The following is a 10017-nucleotide window of genomic DNA, read 5'->3' as shown; positions in this document are numbered from 1 at the left end:
ATTTAGATATTCCAGCTCTTAACCAACAAGAGGGAACTTTTACCAATATTGATAAAAAAGTAATTCCAACAAATGCAGCTTTAGAATTTAAAGGATATACATTAAATGAAGTTGCAAATGAAGTGTTAGGAACAGATGTTGAATATACAATTGAGTATACAGTAAAACTTCCAATTCAAAAAGGTTATAAATCAGAACAATTTGATGATTTACCAAATAAATTTGGTAATGATCAAGTTGAATATAGAGGTTATGATTTACAATCATTTGAGGTTTCAATTCAAGATGATTTTAAACCAATAATTGATGAAAGAATAACATTACAAGATGATGAACTTATTATTTATAGAGCAAATCCAATAAATCAATTTAATGAATTTACAGCAATTGCCCATGAGTTTAAAGATAAACTTCAAGATGGTATCTTTTTCTCAAAATCTTTATTTGAAAAATTGGAGTTAAATGAAGGTGATAAGGTAAAAGTTATAGCAAATAATCAAGAGTTGATTTTATCAGCTTATATTGATATTCAAATAGAGGGAAATATTCCTTATATTTCAACATTTATGAAAAATAGTTCTTCAAATGCTTTATTTAATACATATAGATTTAATAAAGCAAAAGTAGTAAAGGCATAATATGGAATCAAGTATCATAATAGAAACTATTGTAAAAGTTATAGTTGTACTTGCTGTGTTTTCAGCACTCGCTGGATTTACAACTTATATTGAAAGAAAAGTTTTAGCATTTATGCAAAGAAGATTAGGACCTACAAATGTTGGACCTTATGGATTGTTACAAATTGCAGCTGATGGAATTAAACTTTTCACAAAAGAGGATATTATTCCTGCAAATGTAAATAGACCTATTTTTATGGTTGCACCAATTATAACAGCTGCAACAGCATTTATAGCAATGAGTGCCATTCCTTTTTTCCCTGAATTTGAAATGTTTGGATATACAGTAAAACCAATAATTAGTGATATTAATGTTGGGGTTTTATTTGTAATGTCTGTTGGAGCAGTTGGTCTTTATGGACCACTTTTAGCTGGTATGAGTAGTGCTAATAAATGGGCATTACTTGGAGGGGCTAGAACTGCAATTCAGCTTTTATCTTATGAAGTTGTATCAGGACTTGCTCTTTTAGCTCCACTTATGATGATAGGAAGTCTTTCTTTAATTGATATAAATAATTATCAAGCAGGTGGAGTTTCAAACTGGATAATTTGGTCTCAACCAGTTGCTTTTGTTTTATTTGTAATTGCTGGATTTGCTGAAACTAATAGAACACCTTTTGACTTGCTTGAGCATGAAGCTGAATTAGTTGCTGGTTATGCAACAGAGTATTCAGGTATGAGATGGGGGATGTTTTTTATTGGAGAGTATGCAAACCTTTTTACAATCTCTTTTTTAGTTGCATTAATTTTCTTGGGTGGATTTGAGCCATTATGGTTTATTCCAGGTGGTTTAGCAATTGTTTTAAAAGTTATGTTTTTGATTTTCCTTTTCTTATGGACAAGAGCATCTTGGCCACATATTAGACCTGACCAATTGATGTGGTTATGTTGGAAAATTTTAATGCCTCTTGCAGTACTAAATATTTTAGTTACTGGTTTTGTGCTAATGTTTTAGGAGTTAATTATGGAACTAAATAAGTTTAAAAATAGAAATATAAGCGAAGATTATATTACAGTTCAAGAAGATAATTATCCTAAAACTTCTTGGGATATGTTCAAACAAGTAATGGTTCGATCTGTTAAAGGTGAGTTATTTACAGGTTTAAAAATCACTTTTGGAATAATGTATAGAGCATTATTTAAAGGTGAAATGGCAACAGTTCAATATCCAAAAGAAAAATTACCTATTGGCCCTAGATATAGAGCTGTACATAAGCTTCTAAGACTTTTAGAATCAGGTGAAGAAAGATGTATTGGATGTGGACTTTGTGAAAAGATTTGTATTTCAAACTGTATAAGAATGGAAACAAGAATTGATGAAAATTCAAGAAAAGAAGTTATGCAATATACAATTAATATGGGAAGATGTATTTTCTGTGGATATTGTGCTGAGGTTTGTCCAGAACTTGCTATTGTTCATGGTGGAAGATATGAAAATTCAAGTGAACAAAGAGCACATTTTTCACTTAAAGAAGATATTTTAACTTCGGCAAATGGTTTAGGTGCACAACTTGAATTTGATGGTTATGGTTCAGTATCTCCTGATGCAGATAAAAAAATCAAAAAAACACCATTATCATACTAAGGAGTTTGAATGTTTGAAGTTGTAGCTTTTATAATTTTTTCGGTTTTAACTATTGGTATGTTTGGTATTACTGTTTTAACTAACAATGCTTTATATGCTTTAAGTTCTTTGGCTGCTGGAATGATATTTATTTCAGGATTTTTCTTTTTATTAAATGCAGACTTTTTAGGAGCTGTTCAAATAGTTGTTTATACAGGAGCTGTTATGGCTCTTTATGCTTTTGGTATGATGTTTTTTGACTCTTTATCAGAAGTAAAAGAAAAAATCAAAAATCCAAGATTGGTATTTTTACTTTCTGGAATGGTAGCATTAATTGTAGTTGTTGTTTTAATTGCACCAATTATAGGTCAAAATATTGAAGCAAATTATCCTGTTCATCCTGAATATGGAAATAGTGTGGATGTAGGACTTGTATTATTTACAAAATATTTACTTCCATTTGAATTAGCAGCCATTATGCTTTTGGTTGCAATGATTGGTGGAATTGTACTTGCAGGAAAAAAAATGGATTACTCTTATTCAGAGATGAAAGAAGAAGAAATTGATGAAAAAATCAAACAAGATGAAGCATCACAAAAGGATGTTAAATGACACTTAATGCCTATTTAATACTTTCAACACTCCTATTTTGTATAGGATTAATTGGTGTAATTAGAAGAAAAAATGTTTTGATGCTTTTTTTCTCAACTGAAATTATGTTAAATGCTGTAAATGTTGGTTTTGCTGCAATTTCTAAATTTCATGGAGATTTAACAGGTCAAATGTTTGCATTTTTTATTATTGCAGTTGCTGCAAGTGAAGTTGCTATTGGACTTGGATTGTTGATTCTTTGGTATAAAAGAACAGGTTCTATTAATTTAGATGATATAGCTGGGATGAAGGGGTAATTATGGAAAAATTTGTATATATAGCTCTTTTTGCTCCTTTAATAGGTTCTTTGGTTGCTGCACTATTTTCAACTCAACCAAAAACAGCCTTTACAGGATGGTTTACTTCTTTTATGTTAGCTGTATCAATGTATGCTTCATTAAATTTGTTGCATTATGTTTATACAACAGATATCTCTTTACATGTAAATCTATTTGATTGGATAGTAATAGGTAACTTAGATATTCCTTTTGGTTTTGTGGTTGATCATGTTTCAGTTGTTATGATGAGTGTGGTAACAGTTGTTTCTACAATGGTTCATATTCACTCTATTGGATATATGGAACATGATAAGGGATTTAATAGATATTTCTCTTATCTTTCAGCTTTCGTTTTTTCAATGTTAGTTCTTGTGATGGCTGATAACTTTGCTGTTTTATTTATAGGATGGGAAGGTGTTGGAGTTTGTTCATGGTTACTAATTGGTTTTTGGTACCACAAAGAATCAGCTACTTGGGCAGCTAATGAAGCATTTATAATGAATAGAGTTGGAGATTTAGGTCTTTTACTTGGAATGTTTATTATTTATTGGAATATTGGAAGTTTACAATATGATATTGTGTTTGCTCAAGTATCAACTCTTGAAACAAGTACACTAATTTGGATAGGTGTTTTATTATTTGTAGGAGCGATGGGAAAATCAGCTCAATTTCCACTTCATACTTGGCTTGCAGATGCGATGGAAGGACCAACACCAGTTTCAGCATTGATTCATGCTGCAACGATGGTAACAGCAGGGGTTTATTTAGTTGTAAGAGCAAATGAACTTTATACTTTAATTCCAGAGGTTGGTTATGCAATTGCTTGTTTAGGAGCATTTGTTGCAATATTTGCAGCAACTATGGCTTTAGTAAATAATGATATGAAAAGAATCATTGCATATTCAACACTTTCACAACTTGGATATATGTTTGTTGCGGCTGGTTTAGGTGCTTATTGGGTTGCATTATTTCACTTAGCTACACATGCATTTTTTAAATCAGTATTATTTTTAGGTGCTGGAAATGTTATGCATGCTATGAGTGATGAACTTGATATTAGAAAAATGGGTGGTTTACATAAGAAGATGAAAGCTACTTCAATTATTATGATTGTAGCATCACTTGCACTTGCTGGAATCTTCCCACTTGCTGGATTCTTCTCAAAAGATAAAATTTTAGAAGCTGCATTTAATGCTGATGCAATTATTTTATGGGGAACTTTATGGATAACAGCTGGATTAACAGCATTTTATTCATTTAGACTTGTTATGAAAATATTCTTTGGTGAACAAAACTATTCAAATGATGAATTCCATCCTCATGAAGCAAAAGGTTTTGTAATAGCTTCTATGATACCACTTGCAGTGTTAGCTGTAGTTGCTGGAATGTTTGAACATCAGTTTGTAGAGTTTGTAACAAAAATATTACCAACATGGGAAGCTTCAAATCTTAATAATGCAACTATTTGGATTCTGATTTTAGTTACAAGTGGTGTAGCTATTTTAGGTATTTTAGTTGCTGTGTTTAAATATAGAAATGGTGGATTTAGTAAATCATGGGAAGATACATTTATTTATAAATTATTGAGTAATCAATATTATATTCCAAAAATTTATGAAGTTTGTATTTCAAAACCATACTATGCGATTTCAGTTTGGATATTTAAAGTGATAGAAGTTAAATTAATTGATGCTTCTATTGATGGATTAGCACATTTTGTAAATAAATTAGGGGTAAAAGCTAGAATAATTCAGTCTGGTAATTTATCATCATCACTAAGACTTATGGTATTTGGATTAATTTTAGGATTAGTTCTTGCCTTAGTTTTATCGGTACTTTAAGGGGTTATGTAAATGGAAAATATTTTATCGATGTTGATATTTTTTCCTGCAGCTGCAGCAGTTGTTGGATTTTTGATTCATAAGGATTCAATGAGACAATTTGGAGTTGTAGTTACGGTTGTTGAGTTTGTTTTAGCACTATTAATGTGGTACTACTTCGATACAAATCTTGCGGGAATGCAGTTTGTTCAAACACTACCTCTTATAAGTTCTTATGGAATAAATTATATAGTTGGAGTAGATGGGGTTTCTATATTTTTAATCATAATGATTACATTTATGACAATGATTGCAATTATTGGATTAACAGAAAAAAAAGATGTAAAAAACCTTATTATTACGATGTTGTTTTTAGAAATGACAATGGTTGGAGTATTTAGTTCTTTAGATGTTGTTTTATTTTATATTTTCTGGGAATTAACACTAATTCCAATGTTTTATATTATTGGATTTTGGGGAGCAGAAAAAAGATTCTATGCAGCAATTAAATTTTTCCTATATACATTTATAGGTTCTTTAATTATGTTAATTGGTATCTTATATTTTGGATATGTTTATAATCAAACTACAGGTGTTTGGAGCTTTAGTTTACTTGACTGGAATAGTGTTGTATTACCATTTGATTTACAACTTTGGTTATTTATAGCATTCTTTTTAGGATTTGCAGTAAAAGTTCCAATGTTTCCTTTTCATACTTGGTTACCAATTGCCCATGGTCAAGCACCAACAATAGGTTCGATTATTTTAGCTGCAGTTTTACTAAAAATGGAAACTTATGGATTTATTAGATTTTCACTTCCTTTATTTCCTGATGCGAGTGTTTATTTTGTAGGATTTATGGCAACATTAGGACTTATAGCTATTATTTATACTGCAATGTTGGCTTATGCTCAAGAAGATATGAAACAAATGATAGCTTACTCTTCTATTTCTCATATGGGAGTTATTACTCTTGGAGTTTTTGCTTTAAATGTTGAGGGTATTTCGGGGGCTGTTTATTTAATGATTGGACATGCAATTGTTTCAGGAGCTTTATTTATGTGTGTTGGGGTTTTATATGATAGACGACATACAAAAATGATAAAAGATTTTGGCGGATTAGCACATAATATGCCTGTTTTTGCAGTGGTTTATATAGTTGTTTTAATGGCATCTATTGGACTTCCTTTAACTATTGGATTTATTGGTGAATTTTTATCTTTATTAGGATTCTTTAAATATTCTCCTATAATGGCATTTATAGGAGCTTTAACGATTGTTTTAAGTGCAATTTATATGTTAGCAATGTATAAAAAAGTATTTTTTGGAAAATTAGTAAAAGAAGAAAATAAATCTATGAAAGATATTTTTGGAAGAGAATTAGTTGCTCTTGGGTCTTTAGTAGTTTTAATCATCGCTCTTGGAATATATCCAAAAGTGATTTTAGACCCATTGAATACTTCTGTTACTCATCTTACAAAAGTTATGGAAATAAAAGCAGTTAATGAAGATACAAAAGAAAAACTAAGAGCTTTAAACTCTATTGGGGAGGTTAAATAATGATTGAGCCTATTAACGTAAGCCTAGAGAGTTTAAATCTAGGAACAATAGTACCTATGTCTGTTGCCATTATTGGTGCTTTAGCTATTATATTAACTGATATATTTAACACTAATAAACATAAATCTCTTTATGTAATTTTGGTAGTTCTATTTTTAGTATTTGATTTATTTACTCTTTTAGCATTTAGTGGTGATGAAAGAGGAGTATTTGATATTATGCTTTTAGATGGGATAGCAGTTTTATCTCAATGTATAATTATAGGTGGAGGAATACTTTTTGTTCTTTTAGGTTTATCAAAATTAAGATTTCAAGAGTTTAGATACGCTGAATATTTTGCACTTTACCTTTTAGCGATTGCAGGATTACAGTTTATGGTTAGTTCTGACTCTTTGATTATGATTTTTGTTGGACTTGAAACATCATCTCTTGCTTTATATACAATGATTGCTATGCATAATAGAATGGTATCTATTGAAGCTGCTATTAAATATTTTACAATGGGTGCTTTAACGGCTGGATTTTTTGTATTTGGATCTATGATATTTTATGCAATTACAGGAAGTGTAGAACTATCTCAAATAGCACAAGTGGTTACTCAAGATGGATTCTTATCAAAAGAGAATTATGCTAATTATGTTTTAGTTTTAGTTGGATTTGTATTTATGTTTGCTGCTCTTGGATTTAAATTATCTTTATTCCCATATCATACTTGGGTTCCAGATGTTTATCAAGGTTCAACTTCAGCAATGGCAGGATTTTTATCAGTTGTTCCAAAAATGGCAGGGTTTGTTGTAGCACTAAGATTTTTTGAAATATTTATTCATGCAAATGATGCAATTATTCAAACGATGCTTTATGTAACAGTTATTTTAACAATGACTATTCCAAATTTAATTGCTTTACAACAAAAAGATATAAAAAGAATGTTAGCTTACTCTTCAATTTCAAATGCAGGTATGGCAATGGCTGCTATTGTAATTGGAACACATCAAGCAACAACAGCACTATTTTTATATTGGATTTTATTCACAATTACAAACTTTGGAGCATTTGGTATGCTTTGGTTAAATAGAGGAAAAGAGTATAACGATTATGAATCTCCATATACATTTAAGAAGTTCTCAGGACTTGCTCAAATTTCTCCATTTACAGCGTCAATTTTAGGATTATTTTTATTTGCATTAGCTGGACTTCCACCTTTTGCACTATTTTGGGGTAAAATGTATTTAATAGCAAGTGCTGTAAATGCAGGGCATATTGCTTTAGCTGTGATTATAGTATTAAATTCAGCAATAGCTGCATACTATTATTTAAGACCTGTTTCTTATATGTTCTTAAGAGATCCAGAAGTAGGAATTAGTAATACAAAGTTTATGCAAAATGCAACAACACCAATGAAATCAGTAGTTGGTTTGGCAGTTCTTTTAGCAATAATCTCTATTTTATTAGTTGAGCCTTTATTAAATATTATTGGTACTTATGTTACTAATTCAGGATTTTAATCCTATTTACAAGTTCTAATCATTTGGAAAAATGATTAGAATTATTGTAAACTTCATCTATGAAAAAAATCTTACTTTTAATTTTTTTAGTTTTTAGTTTTAGTTATTCAAACTCTTTGGGATTAACAAATACAGATTTAATAATTTTAAAGAAAATAAAAACATTAACTGATGACACTATGATGAAATATACTTTAATGGCAATTGCAATAAAAGAGTCTTCAGTTGGCAAAAAACAAATAAATAGTGTAAGTAATGATTATGGACTTTTTCAATCAAATATAAAAAGTGTTATTAGAAGACAAAAAGTTGAAGATAATATACAAAATAGAAATTATTTTGCAAAAAAACTTTTAACAGATGTGGGATTTGCAACAGCAAATGCTATTGTTGAGATTGATTATTGGCGAGAAATTCATAAAGAAAATTGGGTTAGAATTTGGGCAAGTTATAATACAGGCTGGAGATTCAGTAGTAATACAGGTGTTTTATATGCAAGTTCTATCTTTGATATAATCAAGAAATTAAAATTTGAATATGATTTATAAATAAAAAGGAACGATTTTGAAAAATATTAGTGTAGGACATTCACCTGATGCAGATGATATTTTTATGTATTATGCAATTAAATTTGGTTGGGTGACTCCAGATGATGCAAAATTTGATAATATAGCTTTAGATATAGAGACATTAAATCAGGCTACATTAAAAGGTGTATATGATATTTGTGCAATCTCTTTTGCTTTATATCCTTTTGTTAAAGATGATTACGCACTTTTAAAAACAGCTGTATCTTTTGGTGAAGGTTACGGACCAAAACTTATAAAGAAAAAAGGAACTGTTCTTAAAAAGAATTTTAAAGTAGCTCTTAGTGGAGAATTTACAACAAATGCACTTTTGTTTAAAATTGCTTATCCAAATGCAAGAATTACATATATGAATTTCTTAGATATTGAAAAAGCAGTTCTTGATGGAACAGTAGATGCAGGTGTATTAATTCATGAATCAATATTAACTTATGACAATGAATTAGAAGTTGAACGTGAAATGTGGGATGTTTGGTTGGAATTAAGTGGTGGTGGATTACCTTTACCTCTTGGCGGAATGTGCTTACGTCGTTCAATTCCTCTTAATAATGCAATTAATTATGAAAATACACTTATAAAAGCTGTTGAAGTTGCAAATAAAAATAGAAAAGTTTTAGCTCCTATGCTTTTAGAAAAAGGTTTAATTAGAGTTGATGCGCCAACGCTTGATAAATATTTAGATTTATATGCAAATGATAATTCAGTTAAAATGAGTGAAATACAATATAAAGCACTTGATAAATTATTTGAACTGGGATATAAAAATGGTTTTTATCAAAATTTGATTAAAGCAGAAGATTTTTTAATACCAAGTGAATATGAAGAGTTAAGAGCAAGATAATTGATGCAAAATAGTATTAGAACAATAGATTTTACAAGATATTCATCAATAAGAATTGGACCTACATTAGATGTTTTAGTAATTAATGAAATAGGTGATTATAGTGATTATCAAATTATAGGACGAGCTAATAATTTATTAGTTTCACAAAATACAGATAAAAAATTTGCAATTTTAGGTGAAGCGTTTGATTATATAAGACAAGAGGGAAATAAACTATATGTTGGTTGTGCAACAACAAGTGGAAAACTTTTAACATATACAAGAAAACATGATATTAAAAACTTAGAATTTTTAGCAAAACTTCCAGGAAATTTGGGTGGTTTGGTAAAAATGAATGCAGGATTAAAATCTTGGGAAGTTTTTAATTATATAGATAGTATAAAAACAAAAGATGGTTATATAAAAAAAGAAGATGTTGATTTCTCATATAGAGAAACTAAAATTGATACTATAGTTTATGAAGTAGTTTTTAATATTGAATATGGTTTTTCAAATGAGATGTTAAAAGAGTTTACTAAAATGAGAGATAAT

11 protein-coding genes are annotated in these 10017 nt (G+C 29.4%); all 11 read left to right on the top strand.

Going from position 1 to position 10017, the window contains the following annotated elements; genetic code table 11:
• Nucleotides 1-638 (top strand): ferredoxin (locus H6553_00115; GenBank protein ID MCB9032218.1); only part of this gene is annotated, 638 nt, incomplete at its 5' end.
• Between the two features lies 1 nt (nt 639).
• Nucleotides 640-1632, top strand: a complete 993-nt coding sequence (nuoH, locus tag H6553_00110) for an NADH-quinone oxidoreductase subunit NuoH (protein MCB9032217.1) — start codon at nt 640-642, stop codon at nt 1630-1632.
• A gap of 9 nt (nt 1633-1641) precedes the next feature.
• Complete coding sequence (nuoI, locus tag H6553_00105; protein ID MCB9032216.1) at nt 1642-2262, top strand: NADH-quinone oxidoreductase subunit NuoI; 621 nt, start codon at nt 1642-1644, stop codon at nt 2260-2262.
• 9 nt (nt 2263-2271) lie between these two features.
• Entirely contained in the window at nt 2272-2853 is a 582-nt protein-coding gene (locus tag H6553_00100) for an NADH-quinone oxidoreductase subunit J (protein ID MCB9032215.1), read from the top strand.
• Nucleotides 2850-3149: an NADH-quinone oxidoreductase subunit NuoK gene (gene nuoK / locus H6553_00095; protein ID MCB9032214.1), complete on the top strand. Its 300-nt coding sequence runs from the start codon at nt 2850-2852 to the stop codon at nt 3147-3149. Before H6553_00100 ends, nuoK begins: the two co-directional genes overlap by 4 nt.
• A gap of 2 nt (nt 3150-3151) precedes the next feature.
• A complete protein-coding gene (gene nuoL / locus H6553_00090) occupies nt 3152-5011 on the top strand; it encodes an NADH-quinone oxidoreductase subunit L (protein ID MCB9032213.1) in 1860 nt (619 codons plus the stop codon).
• A 12-nt stretch (nt 5012-5023) separates the two neighbouring features.
• Nucleotides 5024-6550: an NADH-quinone oxidoreductase subunit M gene (locus H6553_00085; protein MCB9032212.1), complete on the top strand. Its 1527-nt coding sequence runs from the start codon at nt 5024-5026 to the stop codon at nt 6548-6550.
• Nucleotides 6550-8055, top strand: a complete 1506-nt coding sequence (gene nuoN, locus H6553_00080) for an NADH-quinone oxidoreductase subunit NuoN (protein ID MCB9032211.1) — start codon at nt 6550-6552, stop codon at nt 8053-8055. Before H6553_00085 ends, nuoN begins: the two co-directional genes overlap by 1 nt.
• 59 nt (nt 8056-8114) lie before the next feature.
• The gene (locus H6553_00075) at nt 8115-8603 is read left to right on the top strand and encodes a transglycosylase SLT domain-containing protein (protein MCB9032210.1); all 489 of its coding nucleotides are present in this window, start codon (nt 8115-8117) and stop codon (nt 8601-8603) included.
• A 16-nt stretch (nt 8604-8619) separates the two neighbouring features.
• On the top strand, nt 8620-9483 hold the full coding sequence (locus H6553_00070) for a succinate--CoA ligase (GenBank protein ID MCB9032209.1): 864 nt from the start codon (nt 8620-8622) through the stop codon (nt 9481-9483).
• A gap of 3 nt (nt 9484-9486) precedes the next feature.
• On the top strand, nt 9487-10017 hold a 531-nt coding region (murB, locus tag H6553_00065; protein MCB9032208.1), incomplete at its 3' end, for a UDP-N-acetylmuramate dehydrogenase.

This window comes from Chitinophagales bacterium (assembly GCA_020636535.1).
In the GTDB taxonomy this organism is placed as follows: Bacteria; Bacteroidota; Bacteroidia; order Chitinophagales; family JADIYW01; genus JADJSS01.
The sequence above is the reverse complement of the archived record's forward strand: the minus strand, read 5'-3'. Positions and strand labels throughout refer to the sequence as shown.

Excerpts from the sequence above, each read along its gene's own strand:
- H6553_00100 (MCB9032215.1), top strand. The coding sequence starts at position 2,272 with ATGTTTGAAGTTGTAGCTTTTATAATTTTTTCGGTTTTAACTATTGGT.
- nuoK (MCB9032214.1), top strand. The coding sequence starts at position 2,850 with ATGACACTTAATGCCTATTTAATACTTTCAACACTCCTATTTTGTATA.
- nuoH (MCB9032217.1), top strand. The coding sequence starts at position 640 with ATGGAATCAAGTATCATAATAGAAACTATTGTAAAAGTTATAGTTGTA.
- nuoI (MCB9032216.1), top strand. The coding sequence starts at position 1,642 with ATGGAACTAAATAAGTTTAAAAATAGAAATATAAGCGAAGATTATATT.
- nuoN (MCB9032211.1), top strand. The coding sequence starts at position 6,550 with ATGATTGAGCCTATTAACGTAAGCCTAGAGAGTTTAAATCTAGGAACA.
- nuoL (MCB9032213.1), top strand. The coding sequence starts at position 3,152 with ATGGAAAAATTTGTATATATAGCTCTTTTTGCTCCTTTAATAGGTTCT.
- H6553_00075 (MCB9032210.1), top strand. The coding sequence starts at position 8,115 with ATGAAAAAAATCTTACTTTTAATTTTTTTAGTTTTTAGTTTTAGTTAT.
- H6553_00085 (MCB9032212.1), top strand. The coding sequence starts at position 5,024 with ATGGAAAATATTTTATCGATGTTGATATTTTTTCCTGCAGCTGCAGCA.